This is a genomic window from Photobacterium alginatilyticum, assembly GCF_009910675.1.
GTDB lineage: Bacteria > Pseudomonadota > Gammaproteobacteria > Enterobacterales > Vibrionaceae > Photobacterium > Photobacterium alginatilyticum.
This window is the reverse complement of sequence record NZ_RSEJ01000046.1, coordinates 1-25,515: the sequence shown is the minus strand read 5'-3', so window position 1 is coordinate 25,515 and position 25,515 is coordinate 1. Positions and strand designations below refer to the sequence as shown.

Genomic DNA, 25,515 nt, shown 5'->3' with positions numbered 1-25,515 from the left:
AAGTGTCACCTTGCACTTTCTTGTTCATATAGAAATAACACTTGCAAAAACTAGCATGAATCGCATTCAATCAATATGCTTATTCTACTTGAAAGTATCAATAAGGAAGTTGAAATGATCAATCATAAGGAAAGACTCCAGTTTTTGTCTAACTTTCTTAGCGATGATGTTTATGAGTTAATAAGAAAATATAATGGTACTCGGAGCAAGAGAGCGCAAAGGGAGCTTTCGATTATCTTAGTTAAATGCATCGAACTGATGCATACGCCCTTTAATGATAATGATACAAACAAACTAATTCCTAGCCTGACCTATATCCGAGCAGACCTTTGTCAAAGACATACCTTCACAGCCGCTCAAGGATGGTTTAGCCGCATTCGGTTGCTAATAGAGTTCATGATGAATGAGGGTTATTTCAAAAAGGGGGCAGTTGAGGATCTATGTTACCTCATGTGTACTCTGACTAAACCCCAGTACGAAGCCTGTAAGTCCGAGAATATTCCTGTAGAGGTTTCTGTTAAGTTCAAATATGAACTCACCGCAGCAGACATAGCAGATACAGTCGACAACACAAAGCGCTTCCGTCCCTCAATTAATGTAGAGCAAAGACTTGAGTACTTATCTGGCTTCCTGAATAGTGATGTTTCTGACTTTATAGTTAATTTTGTGTATCAATCAAATAAGAAGCGACAAACGCAACTGACATTCACATTAGTAGCGTACATTGAGGTTTTGCATGAAGCATTTAATAACAACGATACAGATAAACTGGTTCAAAGCCTGATCTATATCCGCGCAGACCTTTGTCAAAGATATGCCCTCCCAATCATCGATGAGCGTAAAGTTGTTCACCTTCGAATACTTGTAAAGCACATGTTTAAGGCCGGCTATTTTAACGAAGGTTCAGTAGATAAATTAACGGACTTACTTAGCCGTATTAGTGAATCCCAATACGAAGCCTGTAAGTCCGAAGGCATCCCTGAAGAAGTTTCCTCTAAGTTCAAGTATGATTTCATCCAAACCGATATACCCGGCAACACAAGTGCCTCCAGCCCCTCAAATGAGGTCGAGCAAAAACTAGAAAGCTTATCTGGCTTCCTGAATAGTGATGTTTTTGATTTGATTGCCAGTTTTATTTATCGTTCAGGTAATCTGCAGCAAACAACACTGACATACAAGTTAGTTGCATACATTGATGTTTTGCATGAAGCATTTAATAGCAACGACACAGATAAACTGACCGAAAGCCTGACCTATATACGAGCAGACCTTTGTCAAAGACATACCTTTGCAGTCAGTAGGAGTTCATTAGCCTCACTTCAAATGCTTGTAGAGCATATGATAAAGGCAGGCTATTTTAAGAGAGGTTCTGCCGATGAATTAACAGCCTTACTTGTTCGTATTAATAAGTCCCAGTACGAACTCAGCCAGTCCGAGATTATACCTAAAGTTGTTTCTAATAAGTTTTCATATAAATCCAGCGCAGAAGAAATTTTCAAGGACACGCTAGACTCCAGCTGCACTCAAGAAATTGCAAACAGACTTGAAGAGCACGTAAACACTTTCAAGATAAAAAAGCATCACAGAGCTCCACTTGTTAAATTCTTAAGGCAAATATCTGCAAGCAACCCAGAATGGCATAAGTACCCTAAGGTTATTCAAGGGGAACTTCTTAAATTTAGAGGGAATCTGCTTGCTGATCAGCAAAGAAATTCTGCATATGGTCAATTCCAAAACGTAAAAAACTCAATTATGGTATTGGTTCAGCAAGGCCTATTGCCTCAACACCTTGAGTTGCCAGATAATTTGCGTAGGTGTACGAACACACAGAAGGTGCGTAAGGACAATCCTTTAATTAGTGAAGTTAATATGTATGATGAAACACAACAGAAGTCATACGTAAACACTCCAACATTCATAGAGTCTCTAAAAACTGACCTCTCTAACAACCTAAATATACTTGTGACAGATGCTCAAGCGATTGTTTATGAGGGGTATCAAAAATTTCGCAACAAGAAAAGTATCATCGCACAGAGTCAATTTGATGAATTCATCAACCACCAAAAATTACTCGTAGATAGAACTGATGCTAATTCTAAAAAGTCGAAGTTAAACCCTTTTTATTCGACACACCCATTACGCAATGCAAATCTAACGGCTTACTACGATTATTTTTTTGAGGCTTTGGTAAAAGCTGACACACCACATGAAATGATAGGTCTCACTATTAGTGAGGATATACTTGGTTACCTAGGTTTAACACCCAAAGTTGCATCAGCTATGCAGATTATCATCACTGAAGAGTTAGGGATTAACGCCTACCCACTTTATAGAGTAAAAATCTCCTCAGATGGTCACGGACACGAATTTGTGCAGGTAGATACTGAAGGTTCTGTAAGGTTAAAAGCACTGAAACCCCGTGCTAGAAATGCTCGCACTAGAAATGCAACAGGCTCTTTGACTTCATTATCTGGTACAGATGCACAAGACATAGATGCAGCTACTTGTCTCAAAATGGCTTTAGAAATGACTTCAAGAATTAGGGAGTGCTTAGGAGTAAAAGAGCTATGGGTATGCCTATCTTCACATGGAGCCACAGTTGCTAACGTGGTTTCATTCCAAAAAAACTTTACTAAAATAAGAAAGCAGTCATCATCTAAGAGCGCCGTCCTACAATACGCAACACTGAAAAAGGTTCGCTCATCAAAAGGAGTTTTGATCTATCTAGAGTCAAACGGTGACTCACTCAAGACTGCGGCATATTTTGGAAACTCGGTTAAAACAACCCTTAATCGCTACATTCCGAAATACCTTACTGAGTTAGTCTATAGAGTTAAAATTAGAAACTTCCAGAATATATTCCTTTTTATGGCTGTCTCACCTGATGAGTCTCCTTCCAAATCACTAAACATAAGTGAAAACGAGTTTAAGCTTCAACTAAAACAAGCATTCTGTAACCCTGATATGGGAGGGACTTTGTACGAAAAACTAATTAATAAGCCAAACGGTAATGAAGAAGAAAAAGAGATTTTTTTCTGCGTGTCTGAATCGAATATCGAGTTAGCTATAAAATATGCAAAAAATGGTAAAAATGAAGAACTAAAGAAAAGTTGTAAAGCTGTACTTGCAAAGATCTCAGAGGGGCCTGTAATCATGAAGCAAATACTTCGCAAGGCGCAACTTGCAACTAAAACAGATAAGTAGAAGGTATTATGGAACAAAATAATATAAAGGCAACCAAAGAACTAGTAGACCCTAATAAATTGCCAGACATTATTAATGATTCTACTTACCCGAAACCTCGATGGATGGTGAACCGGTCTGTTTATGATACAACTTGGTTGTTATCCAAACTTGGAATTGAGGTATCCTTCTTTGAAAACAACAAGAATAAAGCAACAAAGCATTCATTTAAAAGAATCGTAGCACCTAATGAATATCTGACTGACAAAATAAACGAATCATTATTAATCGACATCCAAAATAGCCTCCTTTATCTTGATACAACTGGTAAGATTACACGACCAAAAAGGATCGTAGATATTACAAGATCTGCAACTAAACTTATAAATCACGCAAATGAACTTCGTTATGCAAAGAATAAACCTCTAGTTCGAAGCTTAGAGCAAATTAAATTCAAAGAACTGAAGGACTACCTGTTATCTTTCAGTGTCGAAAGGGAAATATTTGATCGAACGATAGAATTAATAATGACGCGCTGGAGTTCAAAGAGTGATATCGATTGGAATCTGATACAATCTAATCTTATTCTCACAACTCGAAAACTTGATAGCCTTAAACACAAGGTAACTCAGTACTTAAAAAATGTAGAGAATGGTTTCGATTCAAAACTAGCGTATAAGCGTGAATACAAAAATGCTTGTCATCGTGAGTTTGATATAGATTTTGATCTATCTCCTAGTGAAAGCAATATCTCTAATGAAATATCTAAACTAGAAGCTCTTTATACATCGAGACCTGCTCAGAAATATAAATTTCAGCACTCACCTATGGATCTTTTTTCTGGTGGGAGGGCTATTTTTGAGGAAATGGTGGAGAAGGTTAAAACACCATTGATGCCTGTATCAGTATCTCTTCATGCCATTTCTTCTTCACTTTATTTCTCTCGTGTTTATGGGGTAGCAATTCGCCAGTACCTCTCTGACTTATCTAAAGCCGAAGAATACAGAATAAAAGAGCTAGGTTTAGCACTATCAACCAGTAGGCAATACAGTTCTGAAATCAAACAATATGCTTATGAGACCACCGAGATTCCAGTTGCTCTCAAGAGTCTAAACATTACGTCATGGGAAAAGGATGATAATAATGTCCATTACAACTTTAGTGAGTTAAGAAATGGTATGTCGGTTGGCATGGCTGTGAGGCTTTACACTGCCGCAATATGGATACAACTCGCCAGTTTTTCTGCTGGACGACTATCATCATTACTTACTCTAAGGCGTAATTGTTTTGTGCAATCCCCTGTTGATGGCCTATTTGATTTAGTTATGCGAATCCCAAAAAGCTCTGAGCGCTTAGAGCTAGAAGAGGTACATAGGCCAATTCCTGATTTAATATATGATTATGGTTTAGAGTTCGCATCACTAGCCTGTGAGCTAGAAGACAGGCGAGGTTTTATTTCCAGCGAGAGTGAGCTGTTTCTTTTTGGTTCTGTTTTGTCATATAGGTCAGTGAGTGCAGCTCGTGAAGATGGTGGGGAATACTGTAAGCACTCTTTAGGTAAAGACTACATAAGTGATTCTATTGATATGTTTATGGACTGGAGCGAATCTCCATTGATTGGTAACAAAAGGTGGTATCCATCAACACACCAATTCAGAAGGCTTTTTGCTGTAGTGTACTTCAACTTTTCAGACCAAGTTGGCTTAGATGAACTGTCGTGGTTCATGGGTCACTCTAACCTCGATCAGACATTTCATTACGCAGAAGTATCTCCTGATGATGAATGGATAGATGAAGCAGAGGCAACAATTGCACGGATCGGCGCATCACTACACAAGTTCATTCGTGGTGACGATACTGTGAGGAATATCATCGACAAAGCTAGAAAATCAACAAGTATTACTACTGTCCTAGAGCCTCTGGTACGTAGATTGATTGATGAACATAAAAATAAAACAGGGCAAGAAGTTCGTTTCCATAAAATTGATGGAAATGATGTCTTCTTTTACTTCATTAATCCAGAAGGGTAAGAATCATGCCAAAGTTTATGCAAGGTGAAACATCCAGCATGGTTATTGATAGGAAAAATGCAATAACAAAATCTATAAGGCTTAAATCTGAGCTCATTGATAAGATAGAGTGCTCTGAAGATATACCTAGCAGTTTAGAAATGAAAAAGAATTCCATTTCACAGACATCTGTTCACAAATGGAATGATAGCAAGCTTGGTGTTATCGCTTATTCTCGCAACTCAGCTCATGCTGATCATAATATAAAGGTACTAAGAACTTTAATTGAGTCTATTAACAATGCCAACAAAAAGCTTTTAAAAACCTTGAAGCCAGAAAAAAAATATGGTGGTGAGTCCGCCACCAGGTTATCTCAAAATGAAGTTAATAACTTAAAAGAAGAAAATGAAGAATTGCGAGTAGCACTAGCGGAGGTATATAGAGCCTACATGCAGCTTTTAGATGAACATCGAGAAGATAGGCAGATTGATACCGCATATAGAAAATTAATACTAGCTCAAGCTAAAATTCTCGGAAGGAACAGAGTATGGGGGGTTAAATAATGTCTACTGTAGTAGTTGCCAAAGAACCTGATCTTACCTTTCTTGTTACAAGCAGAAAAAGGAATCAAGTAAATGACTGTCCATTACCTATTATTCTTAAAGAAGAAGGTGCTTTTGATTGGGATGCAAACTCATTTCTTACCAAATACGGGGGGGGGGCTCAAACATATAATATTCGCCCATTAGCTAAAACTGTAGAAAAGAAAGCATACAGCTTAAACATATTCTGTAATTTTCTTGAAGAAAGCTCTATAGAACTTTTTGAGATTAATGATAGTACTCTATATAAATATGTTGAATTACTAAAAGGTAGAGATATTTTTGACGACACTGTAATTAAACATGGTAGAACTGCCCTTGAATATATTCAGCACCTCGGAAAAAAGCACCCTAAATGGAAGTTAGCTACCAGCAAAGCAGATGCCGGTAGAGAGTTCAGTGTTCACTATGAGATCAAAAAATACAAAAATGGAGCAGTAGACAAAGAGTATTTACATCACGACTCACTAAATGGGTTGATTCACATTAATTCTGAAGCTGAATACATCCAAGACCACGAATTAATTCTATGGCTTGATGCTATCAACTGCACCACTTACCACCCCAAACCAAATCAATTATTAATAAGCAGGTGGGAAGCCTTAACCTCATTGCTTGAGATAACAGGTTCTAGGATCAGCGAAGTTCACCTCATTAATCGAACAATGATCAAAGAGGCTTCAAGTTCACTACTTGAAAGTGGGAAGATACCAGTTATCCGTAATATCCCAATAAATAAAGGGAAGTACAAAGGGAAATTTCGCAATGTACAAACGACACATGAAGATATTCAAGTTATTCTATTATACATATATTTAATTGAAGATATGTTCCCTGACATGGATCATGATGCAATATTTGTTGATTCAGATATTGGCACTCAAATAAAGCCATCTTACTTAAAAAACTATGCCAAGAAAGTAATTAACGGCAGTAAATATAGCGATGCTCTGAGACATCTATCAAACCATTCTTTTCGCCACAGGTTCATCACTCTTAATATAGCCAAAGCACTTAATAAATTATCTGCATCAGGGAGCTTTTCTAGTATTTTGAATGTTGCCTCAAATGCATGTCGTAAAATAACTATGCATGCATCCAATTCAACACTCTCCAATTATGTACACCTTGCCTCAGAACTTAATAACAAAAGTAATGGCATGGAAACAGATTTGAACAAAGTCTCTACTCAAATTAGAATCCGTGTAAGGAAAATGATGACAATAGCAACATTACTTCACTCAAAGGAAATAAGCGAAGCTGAGGCGCTAGATTCTCTTCTGTCAACACTCGATGAATTCAGGAAATTCGATTCAATCTGAATTAATTAACATTACACTTTACGGAGTCTGTAAACGGCTTTGTTGCATAATTCAATGGAACCAAATCAGGAAGTTATGATCTGAGCGGCTACATTCACCAAGCACCGTAGTCTTATACCGAAACTTCATTACAAATCAACTAACTGGAAGCAGTACAACAAAGCCGAGAGATACCTCTTGCTCTATCTCACCCTGATAGATCGGATAAATAGAACCAATGTGCAAAAAAATTGCACATTCCTTTCTTACTTAATCAGTAAAAGCCAATGATGTTGACCGACTACCGGATTTTTCGAAAGTTGATTTGACTTCGGATATAAAACAACCATTACAAAATTCCCCATAACTCTTCGTTAATGTTAGCTTTCTCTCGAAACTGGTTATTATCAAGTCTCTCTACGATCTCTTTGTAATATGGAAAATAAATCATTTCAACACCGGTATGGTATAGGGCATTTAGAAACGTGGTTGATATACCAACAATGGTATGTGTACAATCACCCGCTTCATTGTGCAACCCATTGATTAATGGGTATTGATTTAATCCGACTAGATTGAAAGCTAGTGTTTCCAATGTGCTGCCAGTGCTGCCCTTAGCTTTAATTCTAAGTTGTGTCAGGCTTAACTTAACTAAGAGATCTATCACTTCGTAATTTGAATCGGCTTTAGTTACATTCTTAAGGCTTTTTAGATCAACAAATAACCAGTAATACCCTTCTGTTAGCACACATTTTCCATAGTTAGATTTTGTTCTAATCGGTAAATTTTGATAGTCAAAGCTGAAAGAGTTTGTTGTTTTCAAATTCAAAGTATCTTGGATGAATTGGATCACAAACCCTAGAGTATTCCCTGAACAAACATTTAGGGGTAAAACTTCTCCATGACGAATCAGTGCATGTAGGAGCTTTTTTCTACGAGTGTCTATTAACGCCCCATAGGTTGAAACCTCAAAGAAATCTATTGGGTTGTATAAGCTATCACAATCGTCAAGTTTAAAATTTCGTGAGTACATCGCCTTACCTTGAATCCCGTTTGTAAGAGCTTTATGAAGATCTAAATTGGCAAAATCTTGCTTATTCAGGAACGCTAACTCTATTAACTTTAGGATTGTCTGTGCAGGGGCGAACGAGTGTTTCACCGTACTCTCATTGTTAGCTTGCATGCCTAACTGATTGGATAAATCAAGTGCTAAATGTTTCATAATATGATTCTTCGCCTTTTCTTTGCGGAGCGCGTTATACAAGAATCAGTAAACAATCGCAATGAATACATGCTCCGCACGGCTTTGTTGCGTCATTCGATGGATGGAACTAAATCAAGAAAATACGATCTGATCAGCTACATTCACCAAGCACCGTAGCCTCATGTCGAAACCTCGTTACAAAACAACTAACTGGAAGCAATACAACAAAGCCTTAATCAACCGCGGTTCACTAACCTTCTGGATCGACGAAGAAGATAAAAGGGAGTGAAAGCAAAGCAAGCAACACAAACGAGGCAGACCGCGGCTGTTCAGCGATTTAGCCATTACCACATGGTGAAACGAGTCTTTTCTATACCACTGAGGGCGCAGCAAGGATTGATCGATTCGCTGTTCAAGCTGGCTAACATACCGCTCATCTACCCGCACTACACCTGTATCAGCCGACGAATTAAACAAGTCGAAGTATCGTTTAAGACGAAAACCAGAAGCGCAATAATGCACTTAGGCTGGTCTTAAAGTTTATGGCAAAGGTGAATGGAAGATAAAAAGCACGGTACAGACGGGAAACGCAGAGCCTGGCGAAAGCTGCATATTGTTGTAGATACCAGTCGTTTTATGACACATATGGTTAATCGAGTCCCCCCTGCCTCTACAAGCTCCACTGAGACCCTGTATAAAGAAAGTCACGTCACAAACTGAAAGAATCAGCATGAGAATATTCCTTTTCTATCATATACTTCGCTACAAAAGATAAGCATGAAGCGAACGCAACGTGAGGGCGGTAGCGTGCCTTCTTACTGCCATACATACTTCTTCAGCTTTATACTTCCAGTCCACTAAGAGCACGCTTATGTCAGATCATGTCACCTTATACGCCTTTGATGCAGAGAATGGCGACTGTTTGTTGTTAGTCAATAACACTTCAGGATTTACAATTCTGATAGATTCTGGACCTAGTAAGAAAAGCGTTAGCGATAGATTGATTAGTGATATTGAAAAGATTCTGCCCAATAAACATATCAACCTAGCTATTGTAACTCACAATGACGATGATCACATTGGCGGCTTTAAACGTTTCATTAAATCAGGGTTCTCGATAGAAAAATTCATTTTTAATAGTCATGACTATATAGAAAAAATATTAAAACTAGCCAGAGATAGAAAAGTATCTCTTAGACAAGACATAGCACTCACTAGTAATATAAAACAAAAAATAATTGAGCTAGAGCTGGGTGATAATGGTTACTTTAAAGAAATAGTCATAGATGTTTTTAAAATAAACTTCAGATCACCTAATGTAGAAAAATTAGAAAAGTATAAAAAGTGGTTGGTAACAGAAAGAAGAAAGATAAGAAATATTAAAGTATCTAAAAGTACTAAATTCGTTTCAAAGGATGAGGCTATTCTATTTTCTAGTAGTGACGATTACTTTCAAGAAGATAATAGAGAGCCGAACGGTTCTAGTTTAGCTTTAGATATTGAGTTTGGTAGCCATAAACTGTTATTATTAGGAGATTCACACCCTTCAACAGTAATTGATAGCTTTGACAAAGAACATAAACATAGTTATGACTTAGTAAAAGTATCACATCATGGTAGCCATAAAAACACGAACAATGCATTACTTTCATTATTAGATTGCGATGAATATCTAATCTGCTCTAATGCGGATAATCTTCATGGCCATCCTTCACCAATTACTTTATTAAGAATAATGGAAAGCAACAAAAGTAGCACAATTCATGTAACTAAAAGTAATTCAAACATGAGAAGAATTGATGATGAATATGGTATAAATTTTAATTACCCACATAACAACCACTTGGCATTTATTTATGAGTTTTAAATTACAAACGACTTGCTTAGAAGTTTATCATAATAACAATCCGATAAATGCAAGTAGCGGATTAATATTTAACACTACCAATAAAAGTTATATTTTATCTAGTAAGCACTCATTCTGTTACAATTATGGAACATGCAAAGATAAGCAGTGTTCAACTTGTAATGCTGAATTAGACAAAAATAGTATTCGTGTCGATTCACAGTCAATTGAAATCATTGATATTCATCAATTAACTGATCATGACATTGCAATAGCAAAGCTAGGAAGTAACCTACAATATAAACCCATCACTATAGATGATAATCAATCAGATGAAACTACCTATTCCGCATGGAAAGGTGGTACTGAAGATCGATTATTATTGAATTGTCCAACAGATAGTGGACAAGATATTCGCCTTAATATCAAGGCGAATATAAATGCCCATGAGGAAACGAAGAACTACGAGGTCTCAGCATTCTCTGGAAGCCCAATTTACTATGAAGAACAGAACAAGCAATATTTGTATGGGATTCTAACTGACTCAATGGGGATAAATGATGTTTCATGTGTTGCTATTAATGAAGATATCTTACAACAATTAGAAAATTATGCTGGTGAAAACCTTTTTGAAAAACGAAAAAGCAAAGATGTTATAGACCGTTCAATGGAAAACATTGATTGTCATGTTATATCACCAACTATTCAGAAAAATGCTTTGGAGTTACTAATTGAATCATCTCAAAACCTCGCTAAAGAAGATCCTGCATATCGTAATATGATAGAGGACTTTCAAGAATTCTTAACGCCAAGAGCAGGAAGAAATATAATAGGACTCGATAATAAACTTATCGAAGGTGGTAGAGAAGATCTGTTGGAAGATGCTGCATATTTAGAAAGTAGATTTGCAAGAAGAGTATCGAAGGGACAGTTATCAGAGAAAGAGCAGGTTGTATACTATCACTGTTTAAGCAAAATAAATTCTTATTTTAAAAGTTACATAATCCCTCAAATAAAAGCTAATGAAAGTAATGTTAAAATTGATTCTTACATTCAAGAAAAAATCATAGATCCATTGTATAAAGAAATCGCAATTGTTCAGCCAATGTCAATGGATATGATCAGCGGAATGTTGTATTTCTTAACAGGAAAGTGCCATATAAGGTGGAAAAAATGATAATTTATCATCCATATAAAGATGCGAATCATTGTGCTTATAGGATAATAAGCATATTAGTTGGATGTAGTACACCTGTGAATATAAACTATTTACACATTGCCGACTTCTATCACCTATTCCCTTGCCAATTAAAAAGTATTGACCGATGGCCGAGAAAAGGTAGCAACAATCACAGAATTATTAACAAAATTGAAGATGCGTATGAAAGACTAGAGAACCCTCGAAGAATGTTTTTTGAATTGAAAACTATAAGAAGAAACGTAATTATAAACTTATTATCTCGTAATTTAGTTGAGTACACTAGAGATAATCTAATCAAATTAAAGCAAAACAACTTACCACAAGATATTGTTAATTTATTAGATAAAGATCAATTTAGGAAGTCCGCTGAATTCAAATTAATTACTGAAAATATGCGTTCACTAAAATTATATGGTGAATCTGGTCTCAAATCAAAATCTGGTTTGATGGAGTATCGATATGACGTATCAAAGGCTTAAATTAAATAGATTTATTGCTATAAAAGAAAACCAAATCATGTATGACGAGCATTTTCATGATGGTATAAATGTTATCAGGGGGGAGCACTCCGTAGGAAAATCCACCTTGCTTGACCTAATATTCTATTCCCTTGGTGGTGAGCTTAAAGAAAAGGAGTGGAAAGAGCCAATTGAACAATATGAGAAAGTCATATGTGAAGCCTCAATAGGTGAAAGGAAAATAACGTTAACTAGAGCTGTAGCAACAGATAATACAAAACCTCACATAGAAGTTATTGAAGGGAGTTATGAAGACTCATTATCTAGCATTAGTGAACCTCTAGAACTTGGTCCCGTTAGAAGTGAAAATAAAATGAGCTTTTCCGAATTCATGTTCGAAGCTCTAGGTTGGGGGCAATCAATAACTTCAGAAAATAATAACCTAACCATGCACCAAGTGCTTCGGTTGCTGTACTTAAGCCAATCATCTGACTCGACAAAAATATTCAGAAATGAAGTTGATGCGAGGTTCGATAAAGAGAGCACTAGAAAAGCTATCGGTGATTTTATTCTAGGCCTTGATGATCTAAGCTTATATAAAAACAGACAAAAAAAATGGAAGCTTGATAAGAAAGTAGATAGCATCAACTCTGATATAAAGTCATATAGGAAAATACTAAAAATAGACAAAGATGCTACTATGGAGTTTATTGACAGTAAAATAAAATCTAAACATGAAGAGTTAAAAAACTGTCTTATCGAAAAGGCTTCAAAGTTAAAAGAGTCATCTGGAACCATACCTGATGATTTTTCCAAAAGAATTTTCAATATTTCTAGCAATATAGCCAATCTCACTAAAAATATCAAACATCTACTTGAAAAAGAAACATATATCAATTCAGAAATTACCGACTGCATTTTATTTGGTAAGAGTTTAGATTTCAGAATTAAATCTTTGAATGAGTCTAAGGATACTTTTCTAGCTCTAGGAGAAATAAATTTCACTTATTGCCCAAGTTGCTTTTCTGCAATTAAGGAGCAAAACAATAACTCTGATTCATGCAAATGTGCTCTATGTAAAAATGACATTCCGCGCCATAGTTTAGAAGAAAAATATACTGAAACACTATCAGAGTTAAAATATCAGCAAAGACAGAATAGCAAAACTGTAGCTCGACTAGAAGACGAATCATTAAGTATAAAAAACTCTTTAGATATAATGAACAAAGAGCTAAGAGAGTCAGAGTATAAACTAAGAAATACTTCCACATCTAGTAATGAAAGAGAAGTCATAATTGAAGAATATGCAAAGAGAACAAGTAAGATTGAATCTGAAATAGATGAGCTCATGTCATCAAAGACAACCTTTATCAAAATAGATGAACTTGAGAAAGATGTTGAATTAAAAAATGAAGAGCTTACAAAGATTCAAAAATTAATCAAGCAAATGGAGAATGAAAGTAAAGAAAGACGTTTCAATGTATTAAGCTCAATTTCTTCATTAGCCAAAAAGTTATTAGAATCAGATCTTGGTAATGAACATAAATTTAATGATGCTACTTCGCTATCTGATGAAATCAATTTTGGTAAAGATGAATGGTCTATTGGAGGCAGGGTTACTTTCTCTGACAGTTCTAATGTTGTTAAAAAAAGCAGTTTACAAATGTCAATATTGAAGGGATCGATTTTAGATGAATATTGTCGGCTTCCTAACTTTATGATCTTAGATTTTGAATGTGGTGATTTAAATGCTCCTCGCAGTCATCGACTTCAGCATAACTTAATGAAGACATTTAAAGATATAAATGACTTTCAAGTTATAATAACATCATCTAAAGTATGTGATGAGCTAAATAATGACATGTATGGTGTTGGTAAATACTACGAGCCAAATGATTACATATTCAAATAAATTTTTTGACAGTAATTTAAATGTAGGCCTTTTAATATTAAAGGTCTACTTTAAACAGGCTTTGTTTCCAGAATATTTGGAACTAAATCCGCAAACTGCTATCAACTATGTTCATTCAATGGACAAGCCTGCTGCCGAAACCTCGTTACAAAACTACCAACTGAAGCAGTACAACAAAACCTTAATCAATCAGTGGTCCACTGACGTTCTGGACTGATGAAGAAGCAATGACGCAGTGGTCTGCAAAAGCAGAAAACAACAAAAAGGCAGACTTCACCCATTCAACGATTTGACCATTACCACGGATTTAATAATGATAAAGCCTGTTTTCTCGATGCCACTAAGAGCGTTACAAGGTTTCATTAACTCTGTTTTCAAGCTGGCAAAAATTCCCGCATCAACAAAAGAGCTAAGACAATTAATGTATCCTTTAAGACTAAAACCAGAGGTACGATAAAGCACCTAGCTATCGATGCTATAGGTTTTAAAATGTACGGTGATGTTTCCTTTATTGTCATTACACTTTTCAATACATCATATTATGCGAATTTTATCAAACTAATGAGTATAACTAACAAGGTTTTGTCCACCGACGTGTCAGCATCTTCTAACTGACGCAAACCTGCCCCCTTTTCTTCTTAGGGTTGTTGCCCGCCCGCAACATATTTAGTCATCCCAATTTAATCCAATTTATTAATAAGGCAGCCTGTGTTTAGTTGGACCGTTGGTTTAATAGCTGGCTATTTGTGAGTCAGTTCACACAAGACTGATTCAGTTATGTTGGAATTCCGTGTTTTAATCGACCAAGTAGATCGCATACCATCTCGAAATCTTCCTTGTTTGAAATCATATCGACTGGCCGCTTTCCTCCTAAGCCGTAAACGCTCTCTTGTACCCACAATTTTGCCAGGTGCGCATCTCCGTGAAGCTCCGTTGCAAGAGAAATTATGATTTTGAGCCTTTCTATTTGCTCTTCATCCAAGTCTTCGTATTCATCAATATTAAAAATCATTTTTACAACCTTATTCCAACAGAAAGTAGTAACAACAGCCAGTACCGGTCAAGTTTACACTATGAAATGACATCGAGAACTCGACGTTTCTAATCACACTTCAAAGGGTACTTTTTTAACGTGAAGTAAGCGCATATCAATAAGCCCTTGAGACAGCGCGATTTCATCTATAGTACGAAACGGAGTGTGGAAGCCTTCTGTATCAACAAGAGCTTTAAGCCAAAACCATCCGCTATCACATTGAAAAATAGTAATAGCTTTTCCTTCAGGGGACTTGATCACAAGTATACTGTGCGATGGAGACATTTTTCATTGCTTGTTACATCCTCCCCGTAGCCACCGTAATACAAAGCGTCTGCTTATCATGAGGTGGCCAATCTTGATATGTTAAGAATTCCTCGTTCCATCTTCTCTCGGGCTTAGAAATTGGCTCTAAGAAATCTTGTTACAGACGGTCTGAAGTTTTGAGTAACAACGTTTTCTTCAATCCCAAGAATAGCATCATAACCAGCTCCATGTTGTACGTCTCCTGGATCATGGTCGAGGCTGATTTCGGTGATGATATCCACTAGATTTAGAGCTCGGTTTCACCCCAGGTCATGAATACAAACTTCCCTTTAAATTCAAGCCATTATCTTGCTTTTTTGAGTCGAATTACCGAGTAATTCACACAGAAGTGGTTCAGAGTTTTCCTGGGATCCTGGATGACAACGAATTAATCATCGGGAGAGGAGCATTTTGGATTCAAGAAACATTAAGCGTTGTAGTGGGAGCAAGAAACCATTTAAGCTAGAAGAAATTTGATGTAATCGTACCAGATTGGAGCTGGTGATCTATTGAATCTCCGAGTTCATGACGTGTCATCTCAAGGGGTGATATAGAAAGGATGCAATGCGTTCAACAGAAAACGGGGGCTGATGTTCAACATGAGATCACACCAAAGAAATCATAGAATTAAACTAAACCGTATTTCCAACTAATGAAACAGGCTTTAATATGAAACTCACCACGCTGTCATCTAACAGACAAGAAACGGCTGCTTTCCTTGAAACAAAAACAAAGGATTTTCTGCTGCCAGATTTCGTAAAGCCTGCGGGATATAAGGTAGTAACCAACGAAGAGACAAAGCAAAAAGAAGGTATCGTTCAGACCATTTGCCTGATCTGGAGTGCAGGAGAGCATGCCGAGACAGTGTACAAGGTAAAAACTATTGTACGCGATGAGCCTAACGCTTACCTTCCTTTGAAGAAATACACCCAGTTGATTGTTTGGCGTCAGATTGCCGGTATTCATGGTCACGTTCTTTCCAGCTTTGCCCGTGAAGTGTTCAATTTCCTGCTGCAATCATACAACGTCATGATCACGGATGAGCAGCAAACTCCGGACGGTCAGCGTTTCTGGCTGGATCGCATTGGTGAAGCGCTGGTAATGGCAGACCGAGAAGTATATTACGTGGATCTGAATGAACTTGACGACAACCTTGTGCCAGTGATCGAGCGTATTTCGTCACACGAAGAACTGATGGGGAACTACTGCCCAAAAGGTTGGGGGGCTGACGAATCACACCGCAACCGTGCGTTTATCATTTCCAAACTAAACCTTGTTGATAATTTAGAGGCAAAGCCTACCTGATATCATCAGCCCTGGACTTTGTTCTTTGACAGTTCGAGTTTTGTTAGTTTCATGTATTCAATAACGCTTTGTAAGGCCCTTACTGTTTGTAAATGTTTTATTAGCATCACTGAACTATAGGTCTTGCGGTTGTCGCGGTTTGTCCCTAAGTTTGAGGGATGAGAGCACGCCTGAATTCAAAGTTGACTACCTTCTTGTTTTTTGATGAAGGTTTATTTTTCATCTATAAACCGCCATATAATCTCAGCTGTTAATTAAGAAAAAATGGGGATGATTGTATGACGGTTTTTGATCTTTTAGGTATTAATCCGGGGGATGCTATTAAAGTTGACAACCCTTGGTCTGATAGTGGGCCTCGAGACGTTGTCCCTTTGGCACTATCTCGAAATGGAATTTCTATTCGAGCTATTGATGCTCGCTATGGCGATATTCGCTATGTAGGTGCTGAATGGACTATTTTCACGCACGATGAAAACGTCATGCAACTACAAGATTTTCCTTATATTAAACAAAAGATTGATGAATGGGACTCTCGTAAGCTTAAACAAGAAGAAGCGCGTGAGCGTGCAAAAGAAATTTCTCTAGAAGAAATTGAGCGTGAATTCGCAACGTTAGATGAGATTCTAAATACCATTGACATAGATAATATGAAGGTTGCTATTACTGGTACACTTCCTATTTCTCGCTCAAAAGTTAAATGTTTACTGGAGAGTAAAGGCGCAATTGTTATGGGGACTGTTAGTAAACAAACATCATTTTTGTTTATGGGAAATACTGGAAGGTATGAAATTACTAGTAAAATGAAAAAGGCGCATAGTTTGGGCGTCAAAATAATCACGTTATAACTGTAGTAGCTCATACTCGACCTTACACATCCGATAGTGAGTCATGAGTAGATCGTACAACTTGCTTACTGACATTGTCATTACTGAGGGAGCATGACGGGATTAATACCAACCGATTCTGTCATGCCCTAATATTCTAGAGCCTCAATAACTTATTCGCCTCACACATCAATGTTCATTGATTGAGATTGCTTGATTCTGAGCTCTCTGGTGTTGAGCTGCTCTCTCTTCCAGATATTTTGGATAGTAGTAATACTCACCGTGATATTTTGCTGCTTAAGCAACTTCATTAGTTGGATCGATGTGCCGTGAGGATTCAATAGCGTCAGCTCGATAATCTTGTCCTCTGTGCTTTCGGGAATGCGGTTTTTACTGCGTTTCAGTGGCTTATTGATCCGCTTCAGACCTAAGGGGCCTTGCTCTTCCATAACTTGTTGGTAGGTATAAAGCGTTTGGCGGGAGCAGCCAAGGATACGGGCTGCTTTAGATACACTGCCTAGCTGCTCAACAAGCTCTAGTGCTTCTATTTTCCGCTGAACTTCTTTGCCGTACTCATGGCACTTCCGAGGCTCTACCAACTCCGTGATATCAAGCCGGCGATGACCAAAATAGGTTGAGAAAGTCCCATCAAACTGACACCGGATTTCCACTTTTTGATTCTCTATCGAATAACGGATGGGTGAGTCGATGACGTACATTTTGCTATCAAAGCTGAAGGTATGATCACGTCGTATCGTACGATATTCTTTTTGCACGCAGATAGCATTTAGGTCTAATTCAGGTGGCAGCGGCTTGAAGGCTGAAGACTGGCTTGTGGGCTGAACCATCACATTCTTGACCCAGTAATTGGGGATAAACTCTTCTTGTAAATAGCAATTAGCACTGGCCATGTCAGTGATGTTATTCAGCCGTAATTCTGGTACTAGGCGGTCTTGGAAGGTGTCGAAGGAGCGTTCAATACGTCCCTTACCCTGAGGTGAGTTAGCGAAGATAATCTCGATGCCGAGCTCGTCACAAGCTCGCTGCATTTGGGAGAAGTTGCTGCGCTTGGGGCCGCCAAAAATACCGGCTCTATCGACATACAGCGTCTTAAACACACCCCGTTTTTCTATGTAAGCTCTCATGACTTTCATACAGCCTTCCGTGGTTTCAGACGGGAAAAACTCAGCGTGGATATCACTGGTCGCATCATCAACGATAGCGATTAAGCAAGAGCGTTCATCTCCAAACCACCGATGAGGACTGCCATCCATTTGAAGCATTAATCCCGGTGAGCCCATACGCTCCCGATACTTCCGAACTCGACTTCTGCGTCGCTTAGAGCGCTTCACATGATGAATATCGTGCGCCCAGGTACGCAGTGTTTCTCGTTTAATCGAGAGCCCTTCATTCTTCGTCAGGAGCTCTGAGAGATGCTGCAGATTAAAGTCGTAGTACTTGGTCTGGATGAGGCTTTGCACCTCTTTCTTGAGTGACTCTGGGATTTTGTTTGCTGGAGCACGACCTTTATTCCCATGAATAACGAATCGAATACCTTCTTTCCGATAACGACTCAAGTAACGCTCAACGGTTCTCCTAGATTTGTTAAGCAACTTCGTGGCGCTATTGATTGTGATTTTGCCATCAATCACTTTGCAAATAATATCGACAGTGAACTGGGATTTAGAATCCATATAGAACATCCTTAGCACCTTCTAAAGCTCCATTGATGACTTTAAAAGGTACGCCAATTTAGTTCCGTCAAACTCCCTCGGTAGTTAATGTAATGACAAAGTCGCTTGGTAATTAAAGTACGACAGAATCGCTTGGTGATCACATTGTCATTACTGACATCGTAACTCACAACTGGACAAAAGCCATTGAGAGCCTGATGCCTAAAACGGATTTTCGGATAATCTTTAGTATTGCATAACACTAGAGGCTAGTGTTATGTGTTTGGGTGATTTTGCTCGCTAACGGGAATAACCGAGCACCGTTCATCTGGCATAGCTGTAAACGATATGCAGGTCAGTCTAATAAATCCCCAGCGTGCAACTTTATTCGGAATCTGCCTCAACTTTAACTCATATTGAAATACAGCGATTATTAACCTCGAATGATTTGATCACATTCATCTTCAGTTGGTGTTTCATAGAAGCTATCGAATAATGCAACATCCTTATCTTCTATCTTAAATGAATTCGTATCATCACTATTATTCCGTTTAGCATTTCGACTTAATCGGATATCTAACGGAATGTCGAAGTAATAGAGATAAACAACATGTCCCTTACTTTCAAAAAACTGACGAACGCGTTCACGTTCTTCTTGTTTCCAAAAACCCCAATCGAGATAAACATTTGTACCTGTTTGAAGTATCTTTAAAGCCAAAGTTTGTAGATAGTTACAGCAACCTTCATCTGAACTGTCTATCTGTTCCCTAGTTGGATTATCACCAAAAATATTTAATACCATTTCATCCAAAGAAAGGAATAAACAATTTTCCTCACTTTGTTTTTTTCTTGCATATGTTGTCTTTCCACAGGCTACTTTACCAGTAAGAAGAAAAACACTACCGTTTGTCATCAAATATCACTCCTATTTCGAGGGGGATAAACTTCCCCCCCCCGCCTTTCCTTGCAATGAAAGCGCTTTCACAAAAGATAACACATAGCTTTCTGACTTTGTTGTGATCATGTGTAAGTTTCTTAGTTTTATAAATGAAGGTATATCTGCTGGCATGACTTACTTGGATAATTACGCAACGCTCGCTCGGAATTGAGAGTTTCCGTGCATCAACGTTTGGAAGCGTGACATAAGGAAAAATATGGCAAACTTGGTGGCGCTATTCGCCACTGAGTAATAACGTTAAGTCGGAATGGGGCATTATTGAGTGTTCGAGTTAAATCTGATCACATACTTATTGTTCGATTTGTGGTATTGAGTGTAATAGCAAATGTTTAAGCGCAGAGGCGTTGAGAAGCCAGCTTTGATGCCTAATCTATGAGTTTACCGTAATGGGCATAATGAGCACTTCAAATCTCCCTAATGTTTTGAAAAGATTCCATATATCAAGAGGAAATCTATGGGTACGATATTAGGATTCATTATTTTAGCTATCATCGCTTATTTTATAAAAAAGCGCTATGGCTTAACTATGACTAAATTCTTCGAGAAAAAAATAGCTGAGCATTACCAAAAGAAAAAAAAGAAAGAAGAAAAGAAAGAAGAAAAGAAAAATCGCTATTAAACAATATTCCCATACAATGCTCCATGAATGAAAGCCTGTCACTAACGACCTTAGTGTTGTGTTCTAAACCGACAAGCACGATTAGAAAATGTATCGTAAAATCACATGAACAGCATGTGAGTGAGCTTTGGCTCTAAATGGTTTTGGGGCAGAAGCCATTTAGAGCCAGAGGTCTAATAACCTTCATCAGATAACCTTTAGTATTGTAAATCCACAGAAGCTGGCCTTTGCGAAGGAAGTGATTTTGATTGCTATCGGGATGAAGCAATCAGCGATGGTTCGACAATAAATATCGCAAAGCCACTTTCTTCCCTATATTGTCATGGAAGCTGGTGATGAAAACTCCTCCACATTTCTCAATAACCTTCTGAGAAGCCATATTACTTTCAGAGCAAATCAGCGTGACTTCATCATTAAGCATATTTTCTTTCAGCCATGTTAATAACGTTTGAGCAACCCCTAGACCTCTAGCAGAAGGCCTTGTTTCATAGCCAACATGTCCTATAACGTTGTCAATATAGTCATTACTGCCATGTCTTAATCTTATCGCCCCTAACAATCGGTTATCATCTATACAAAAATATGTTGAGATAGGAACCCAACCTTCTGGTAGTTGTTGGCCTTGAGAATATGCCACAACCGTGTTGAGGTACTCTTCTGGATTACCTATTGCTTCATTGTAATGTTCTACGCCACCTTCGACGCATTCAGTTATATAGTCATGATATAGCTCAGAATAACTAGTTGAAGCTTCAACAATAATCAATAGATTTCCTTTTTGTTTAGTGAGTTAGAGAATCTTATATATCAGCAAAAAAGCAGAATAACAATAATCCTATTTGTCATGAGGTTATAGTCACAACTCTCGCTTTTGAGAGGAAGTTACCATGAGACAATTTGTCCTTATATTTGAATAAGCTATCCCATGCGAACAAGCGTTGATACTCGAAATCGGGAAATAGCGAGCATCGAAGGTATACTAAAGAAATTGATCTCGATGCATTGTCTTTATCATATAGCCAGCTTTTCTATACTTGTCACAACGCTCAGCTAAGAACTTGGGATAAGTACTTTCAGGCACTTCTCTAAAGCCGATTTTTCTGTAAAAGTCAGCAGCGTGTGACAATGGTATACAAAACGCTGGCCTTTCGTTTAAAACGGGTTCGATGTAACTTAATAATTGAGTGCCAATACCTTGTCTTTGATACTTGTCGTCCACATACATCCCTCTTAGGATTGCCACTTCATATATCTGTTCGATTTTGACAGAGCCAACGACGGCACCATCATCGAGACATACAAATGCACGTTCGGTTTCAGACCAATCGCTATGGTAACCTTGTGCTACATAAAATCTGTTTATCTGTTCTTTCAAAGAAAGATCGGCTTCAAGTATTTTCATGTTATTCCTTTATGCACAATGAGTTAAATAAGCATAATGCAGCAATAATTTTGAGAGTTTGGAAAAATTCTGGCTAGAACTCAAATGCTTCGCAAGATGTTCCTTGATGGTATTTCATTTGCCAGTTTTCACCAGTAAAGACCCAGATAGAAGAACGCTTTGCAAAGTGACTCGTTTCACCTTTGTCATCTACCCATGCTGATTTGTACAACAATAAATGCACCGATGGCTACTGAACACACTCAAAATCTTGCGCGTGAATGTAACCAGTTGAACTTTCTTCTTCATTCATCATTTTGATAATACTTTTAAAATCGTAGCTAGTTCCTGATTCACGGACTTCTATGAAGCTCGGACTGAGCAAACGGGAAACTTCAGTTAGGTTTTGACGGATCTCATGTCTGTGGAGAGCAAGCTCTTGCTCGATCAAAATGCCACCGTTTGTTGAAGTGGCATTTTTGAGCGGTTTAGAAAAACTCTAACTGTGAACGACTTTAAATCTTTCAAGGACTAACATCATATCCTCACTTGGTTGTATACCTTCCTCTTCACATACTTTACTAAAGAAGTCCCAGTGGTCTTTACGCCACCACTCCAAAGATTTATCACCTTCGCCTTCCAAAGCTGCAAATTCAGCAGTGACATCGGAAAATTTACTCTCTGATACTTCGGTAGTTTCAATAATTGAGGTTGGATTACCACTCCAGTCAGTCACCACCATGAGATTTCCCACTTGTGGCATTAACTCTGGTTCGTTTTCATACCAACACTTCATACTGCAAGTTGCAGTTTTTTCGCCAGCTAAGATTAACTTGGTACAGATATTTGCATTTTCTTCGTCACCACAAAAATAGTCAGCAGAGAAATGGTTATATTTATTTCTTTGTTCAAGGGTGAGGCTGTCTAAATAGTCGTTAAGGAACTTTTTCTGAATTTCATTCACTATAGGTTTACCAATTGATTTAGTTAGATAAATTCAATTTTATATGGCTTTTTCTCAGGAGTAAAACACCATCAAACCGACAGGTGTATCTTTATTGAGTTTCTTTAGTATAAATAAATATGAGAGTTCTAAAAGACAGTTATGTAATGCGCATAACTGGGAGAAATTGAGCATCACTATGCTGCGGCCTGACATAAGTAAATATAGGGGAGTTTGCTGACGAGATTGTACGTCGATTTGTTGCGCAAACACGGAAAGGGGCAAAAATGATTCAGCCTGTATTGAGAGTACGGTGTACGATCAGATCGAATCGCACCACCTAAAGTGTCTGAACGCATATAAATCACTACATTATTATAACTTAACCTGAGAAATTGACCGTAACAACTGTAAATCTCTCTACAACATCAGATAGAAGACCGCCATTGGCGGTCTCTTTTTTTTGACATGCGAATAGTGACGATACCTCTATGCCACTTCAATTTGCCTTAGTATCTAAAAATATAATTAACTTGTTATGAATGAGTAATTACGGTAATTCACTATGGGAAGACGTTGCTTAGCGGAATCTGTCAGCTCTTGTCTCAACTAATACAAATCACTTCGTGAAAAAAGGCTAACAGATTGCCTCCTGATTAACCTACCTTAACTTATCAAATCTAGATACTCTTGCTCCGAGAGGACTTCGACACCTTTTTCTCTAGCGCCATTTGTCTTGGTCTCTCCGACTTTTGTTCCAGCTACGAGGTAAGTTGTTTTACTTGTCACCGTTTTACCAACTTTAGCTCCCAAAGATTTGGCATGCTTTTCCATCTCAGTTCGTTTTCCTTGAAGCATAGTTCCAGTAAAAACAATAGTTGCTCCTGCAATAGGTGAAGATGAATCATCTTGTTCTGATAGCTTAGGTGTAACACTTAAATTAAATCCAAGTTCATAGACTTTAAAGAACTCTTCTTTAATATTTGCTAGCCCCTCAACAATAGCTTCTGCACTAACTTTTGCGAATCCATCTAGGTTTGCAATGTCATCGACACTCGCTTCAAAAAGTTGAGTTAATGAGTAATTTTGAAGAAGTTTTTCGCAATTTCCTCCACCTAAACGGCTTACACCGAATGCAGAAAGAAAACGCCAATCTTCAATCTCAATGCTTCGACTTGCTTGTAACTGTTCAAAAAGATTTTTGGATGTTTTTTCGCCAAATCCGTAAGATGCAAACTGATGCTCTTTTATGCCGTATACATCATGAATATGTTTAATTCCTAAATTCGTTAGTTTCTCAACGTTTTTAGGTCCAAAGCCATCATTGTTACCCAGAGTTTTAAAGAAGTGGACAAGCGTATTTTCAGTTTGCGCTGGACAATCACTTTTATTTGGGCATATTAGATGATCAGATTCCCATATCAAATGAGACTGACAACTAGGGCAAATACCTGGAAGTTCCGGCTCAACTGGTTTAATTACCTCTTCAATTTTCGGTATCACCAAACCACTTCTTACCACTCTAAGCACAGCGCCAGGCCCAACACCAGTGGATTTAACCATTTTATAATGATGCACTGTAGCTCGACTGATAGTCGCTCCACTAATTCTAGTCGGAACTAGTTCGGCAACTGGAGTTACTCTACCTGTTCTCGACGTTTGAGGCGTAACACTAACTACCTCTACTTCAGCAGCCTCGTCATTTCTTTTAAAAGCTACTTGCCAACGATGAAACTTTCTAGTTGCTCCCATGTATTCTTTAATTTGAGGGTCAATAGCTTCTAGAATAACACCATCAACATCATAAGGAACCGCATTCCAAATTTTGTCTACAATATTATCAAAGTTATTCAATAACTCTTTATAAATACCAGTCCAATTATTAATTAATGAGAATGGATAAAAGACACAAGCTCCATCATTAATAGCTTTCTTTACTCTATCATCAACATTCTTCTCAGCAATAATAGCTGCTTGAATATTCCTTGAGTTTTCAAAATATTTGCTTAAATGTTTTTCAAAATAGTATTTATCAATAACAATCTCGCCAGCACCAAGCCCGCGCTTGCCACTTTTAGATACCTTTAAACCACGCTTGAATGCTCGAGTAATATCTTGACCATTTACACCATCTCCACGGGTATACAAAGTACTACCGTCATCATAAGCAGCATAACCATCTAACTTGGGAGTAACTCGAATCATGATTTCATCACGACTGATATTTAAGTTCAGTGCTGCTTTTAAAATTCTATCAAGCCATTTTTCAATTTCTTTTTTTGAATAAGCTTTATCGGTAGACAACATTTTTTGTGGCAATTTGACTGTTTTACCACTTTCTTTGACATCTGAATCCAACTTATCAGTGAACTTACTTTCAGGGTGAATTTCTTTATACCACTTCTCTATTTCATCGAAATATTTATCAGAAATGATTGGTTTCCCACTGCGATAAAGCGCATCTGCCACACGCAAGAAGTACTTCATCTGCGATTGATCCAGCATGTCGAAGTCTTCATTCCGAATCGTTTTTTCGATTAGCTTTGGATTACTTTTTAATTTTTTATCTTCAAGAACATCAAGTTGCTCTTTGGTTAGTGTGAATACTGACATTCTTCTACCGCTGTAAGTCGTTCATGTTTTGTAGAGATTATACTCTTCTGTACGATAACTAGGGAAGTTTCGTTCCTCTTAGTAAGTAACGCTTTTTGATTAGATCTTTCTACTTGAAACGTTACTTACTAAGGTGACACCCAC

At 37.7% G+C, this 25,515-nt stretch carries 20 protein-coding genes and 3 pseudogenes; 13 read left to right on the top strand and 10 right to left on the bottom strand.

Annotation, left to right across the window (positions count from 1 at the left end; genetic code table 11):
• The first annotated feature begins 114 nt into the window (after nt 1-114).
• Genes EIZ48_RS29565 through EIZ48_RS26785 form a run of 4 tightly spaced genes read left to right on the top strand, consistent with a single transcriptional unit; the run spans nt 115 to nt 7,116 of the window.
• Entirely contained in the window at nt 115-3,204 is a 3,090-nt protein-coding gene (locus EIZ48_RS29565; RefSeq protein WP_240153109.1) for a hypothetical protein, read from the top strand.
• A gap of 8 nt (nt 3,205-3,212) precedes the next feature.
• Nucleotides 3,213-5,213 carry a site-specific integrase gene (locus EIZ48_RS26795; RefSeq protein WP_160658280.1) on the top strand — a complete coding sequence of 667 codons (2,001 nt, stop codon included), beginning with the start codon at nt 3,213-3,215 and terminating at the stop codon, nt 5,211-5,213.
• A 5-nt stretch (nt 5,214-5,218) separates the two neighbouring features.
• Nucleotides 5,219-5,755, top strand: a complete 537-nt coding sequence (locus tag EIZ48_RS26790) for a hypothetical protein (protein ID WP_160658279.1) — start codon at nt 5,219-5,221, stop codon at nt 5,753-5,755.
• Nucleotides 5,755-7,116 carry a site-specific integrase gene (locus EIZ48_RS26785; protein WP_160658277.1) on the top strand — a complete coding sequence of 454 codons (1,362 nt, stop codon included), beginning with the start codon at nt 5,755-5,757 and terminating at the stop codon, nt 7,114-7,116. The genes EIZ48_RS26790 and EIZ48_RS26785 overlap by 1 nt, the downstream gene beginning before the upstream one ends.
• A gap of 328 nt (nt 7,117-7,444) precedes the next feature.
• Here EIZ48_RS26785 and EIZ48_RS26780 read toward each other — a convergent pair whose 3' ends face one another.
• A complete protein-coding gene (locus EIZ48_RS26780; RefSeq protein ID WP_160658276.1) occupies nt 7,445-8,317 on the bottom strand; it encodes a hypothetical protein in 873 nt (290 codons plus the stop codon).
• Between the two features lie 163 nt (nt 8,318-8,480).
• On the opposite strand from EIZ48_RS26780, the pseudogene EIZ48_RS26775 reads away from it, so the two are divergent.
• The 6 genes and pseudogenes from EIZ48_RS26775 to EIZ48_RS26750 all read left to right on the top strand — a co-directional run.
• Nucleotides 8,481-8,929, top strand: a pseudogene (locus EIZ48_RS26775) (IS5 family transposase); the annotation flags it as partial.
• A gap of 241 nt (nt 8,930-9,170) precedes the next feature.
• A complete protein-coding gene (locus EIZ48_RS26770; protein ID WP_160658274.1) occupies nt 9,171-10,166 on the top strand; it encodes a ComEC/Rec2 family competence protein in 996 nt (331 codons plus the stop codon).
• On the top strand, nt 10,156-11,322 hold the full coding sequence (locus tag EIZ48_RS29210; RefSeq protein WP_205298618.1) for an ABC-three component system protein: 1,167 nt from the start codon (nt 10,156-10,158) through the stop codon (nt 11,320-11,322). The genes EIZ48_RS26770 and EIZ48_RS29210 overlap by 11 nt, the downstream gene beginning before the upstream one ends.
• Entirely contained in the window at nt 11,319-11,825 is a 507-nt protein-coding gene (locus tag EIZ48_RS26760; RefSeq protein ID WP_160658272.1) for an ABC-three component system middle component 5, read from the top strand. Before EIZ48_RS29210 ends, EIZ48_RS26760 begins: the two co-directional genes overlap by 4 nt.
• Entirely contained in the window at nt 11,806-13,716 is a 1,911-nt protein-coding gene (locus tag EIZ48_RS26755; RefSeq protein WP_160658270.1) for an SMC family protein, read from the top strand. Before EIZ48_RS26760 ends, EIZ48_RS26755 begins: the two co-directional genes overlap by 20 nt.
• Nucleotides 13,717-13,847: 131 nt before the next feature.
• Nucleotides 13,848-14,217 (top strand): annotated as a pseudogene (locus tag EIZ48_RS26750) (transposase); the annotation flags it as partial.
• Nucleotides 14,218-14,491: 274 nt separating this feature from the next.
• Here the strand turns inward: EIZ48_RS26750 and EIZ48_RS26745 are convergent.
• Together EIZ48_RS26745 and EIZ48_RS26740 are read right to left on the bottom strand one after the other, a co-directional pair.
• Nucleotides 14,492-14,728, bottom strand: coding sequence for an antitoxin Xre/MbcA/ParS toxin-binding domain-containing protein (locus tag EIZ48_RS26745; protein WP_192928744.1), 237 nt, complete (start codon nt 14,726-14,728; stop codon nt 14,492-14,494).
• A gap of 93 nt (nt 14,729-14,821) precedes the next feature.
• Entirely contained in the window at nt 14,822-15,034 is a 213-nt protein-coding gene (locus EIZ48_RS26740) for a hypothetical protein (RefSeq protein WP_160658269.1), read from the bottom strand.
• Between the two features lie 690 nt (nt 15,035-15,724).
• Here EIZ48_RS26740 and EIZ48_RS26730 point away from each other — a divergent pair.
• On the top strand, nt 15,725-16,360 hold the full coding sequence (locus EIZ48_RS26730; protein ID WP_160658267.1) for a hypothetical protein: 636 nt from the start codon (nt 15,725-15,727) through the stop codon (nt 16,358-16,360).
• Nucleotides 16,361-16,638: 278 nt separating this feature from the next.
• A complete protein-coding gene (gene gapS2 / locus EIZ48_RS26725; protein WP_160658266.1) occupies nt 16,639-17,205 on the top strand; it encodes an anti-phage protein GapS2 in 567 nt (188 codons plus the stop codon).
• Between the two features lie 161 nt (nt 17,206-17,366).
• Here the strand turns inward: gapS2 and EIZ48_RS26720 are convergent, their stop codons facing one another.
• Nucleotides 17,367-18,887, bottom strand: a complete 1,521-nt coding sequence (locus tag EIZ48_RS26720) for an ISNCY family transposase (protein WP_160658264.1) — start codon at nt 18,885-18,887, stop codon at nt 17,367-17,369.
• A gap of 403 nt (nt 18,888-19,290) precedes the next feature.
• Nucleotides 19,291-19,770 carry a P-loop nucleotide/nucleoside kinase family protein gene (locus tag EIZ48_RS26715; RefSeq protein ID WP_160658262.1) on the bottom strand — a complete coding sequence of 160 codons (480 nt, stop codon included), beginning with the start codon at nt 19,768-19,770 and terminating at the stop codon, nt 19,291-19,293.
• A gap of 499 nt (nt 19,771-20,269) precedes the next feature.
• Between EIZ48_RS26715 and EIZ48_RS29140 the strand changes: the two genes are divergently transcribed.
• Nucleotides 20,270-20,434: a hypothetical protein gene (locus tag EIZ48_RS29140; protein ID WP_192928743.1), complete on the top strand. Its 165-nt coding sequence runs from the start codon at nt 20,270-20,272 to the stop codon at nt 20,432-20,434.
• Between the two features lie 268 nt (nt 20,435-20,702).
• Here the strand turns inward: EIZ48_RS29140 and EIZ48_RS26710 are convergent, their stop codons facing one another.
• From EIZ48_RS26710 to EIZ48_RS26690, 5 genes and pseudogenes are all read right to left on the bottom strand, one after another.
• Nucleotides 20,703-21,200: a GNAT family N-acetyltransferase gene (locus EIZ48_RS26710; protein ID WP_160658261.1), complete on the bottom strand. Its 498-nt coding sequence runs from the start codon at nt 21,198-21,200 to the stop codon at nt 20,703-20,705.
• Nucleotides 21,201-21,413: 213 nt separating this feature from the next.
• Entirely contained in the window at nt 21,414-21,836 is a 423-nt protein-coding gene (locus EIZ48_RS26705; protein WP_160658259.1) for a GNAT family N-acetyltransferase, read from the bottom strand.
• Nucleotides 21,837-21,909: 73 nt separating this feature from the next.
• Nucleotides 21,910-22,269: pseudogene (locus EIZ48_RS26700) on the bottom strand (nuclear transport factor 2 family protein).
• Between the two features lie 45 nt (nt 22,270-22,314).
• Entirely contained in the window at nt 22,315-22,779 is a 465-nt protein-coding gene (locus tag EIZ48_RS26695; protein WP_160658257.1) for an ASCH domain-containing protein, read from the bottom strand.
• 645 nt (nt 22,780-23,424) lie between these two features.
• Complete coding sequence (locus EIZ48_RS26690) at nt 23,425-25,371, bottom strand: BRCT domain-containing protein (RefSeq protein ID WP_160658255.1); 1,947 nt, start codon at nt 25,369-25,371, stop codon at nt 23,425-23,427.
• Nucleotides 25,372-25,515 lie beyond the last annotated feature (144 nt).

Coding starts and splice junctions, on each gene's coding strand:
- EIZ48_RS29565 (WP_240153109.1), top strand. CDS start 115: ATGATCAATCATAAGGAAAGACTCCAGTTTTTGTCTAACTTTCTTAGC.
- EIZ48_RS26795 (WP_160658280.1), top strand. CDS start 3,213: ATGGAACAAAATAATATAAAGGCAACCAAAGAACTAGTAGACCCTAAT.
- EIZ48_RS26790 (WP_160658279.1), top strand. CDS start 5,219: ATGCCAAAGTTTATGCAAGGTGAAACATCCAGCATGGTTATTGATAGG.
- EIZ48_RS26785 (WP_160658277.1), top strand. CDS start 5,755: ATGTCTACTGTAGTAGTTGCCAAAGAACCTGATCTTACCTTTCTTGTT.
- EIZ48_RS26780 (WP_160658276.1), bottom strand. CDS start 8,317: ATGAAACATTTAGCACTTGATTTATCCAATCAGTTAGGCATGCAAGCT.
- EIZ48_RS26770 (WP_160658274.1), top strand. CDS start 9,171: ATGTCAGATCATGTCACCTTATACGCCTTTGATGCAGAGAATGGCGAC.
- EIZ48_RS29210 (WP_205298618.1), top strand. CDS start 10,156: ATGAGTTTTAAATTACAAACGACTTGCTTAGAAGTTTATCATAATAAC.
- EIZ48_RS26760 (WP_160658272.1), top strand. CDS start 11,319: ATGATAATTTATCATCCATATAAAGATGCGAATCATTGTGCTTATAGG.
- EIZ48_RS26755 (WP_160658270.1), top strand. CDS start 11,806: ATGACGTATCAAAGGCTTAAATTAAATAGATTTATTGCTATAAAAGAA.
- EIZ48_RS26745 (WP_192928744.1), bottom strand. CDS start 14,728: ATGATTTTTAATATTGATGAATACGAAGACTTGGATGAAGAGCAAATA.
- EIZ48_RS26740 (WP_160658269.1), bottom strand. CDS start 15,034: ATGTCTCCATCGCACAGTATACTTGTGATCAAGTCCCCTGAAGGAAAA.
- EIZ48_RS26730 (WP_160658267.1), top strand. CDS start 15,725: ATGAAACTCACCACGCTGTCATCTAACAGACAAGAAACGGCTGCTTTC.
- gapS2 (WP_160658266.1), top strand. CDS start 16,639: ATGACGGTTTTTGATCTTTTAGGTATTAATCCGGGGGATGCTATTAAA.
- EIZ48_RS26720 (WP_160658264.1), bottom strand. CDS start 18,887: ATGTTCTATATGGATTCTAAATCCCAGTTCACTGTCGATATTATTTGC.
- EIZ48_RS26715 (WP_160658262.1), bottom strand. CDS start 19,770: ATGACAAACGGTAGTGTTTTTCTTCTTACTGGTAAAGTAGCCTGTGGA.
- EIZ48_RS29140 (WP_192928743.1), top strand. CDS start 20,270: ATGGGTACGATATTAGGATTCATTATTTTAGCTATCATCGCTTATTTT.
- EIZ48_RS26705 (WP_160658259.1), bottom strand. CDS start 21,836: ATGAAAATACTTGAAGCCGATCTTTCTTTGAAAGAACAGATAAACAGA.
- EIZ48_RS26690 (WP_160658255.1), bottom strand. CDS start 25,371: ATGTCAGTATTCACACTAACCAAAGAGCAACTTGATGTTCTTGAAGAT.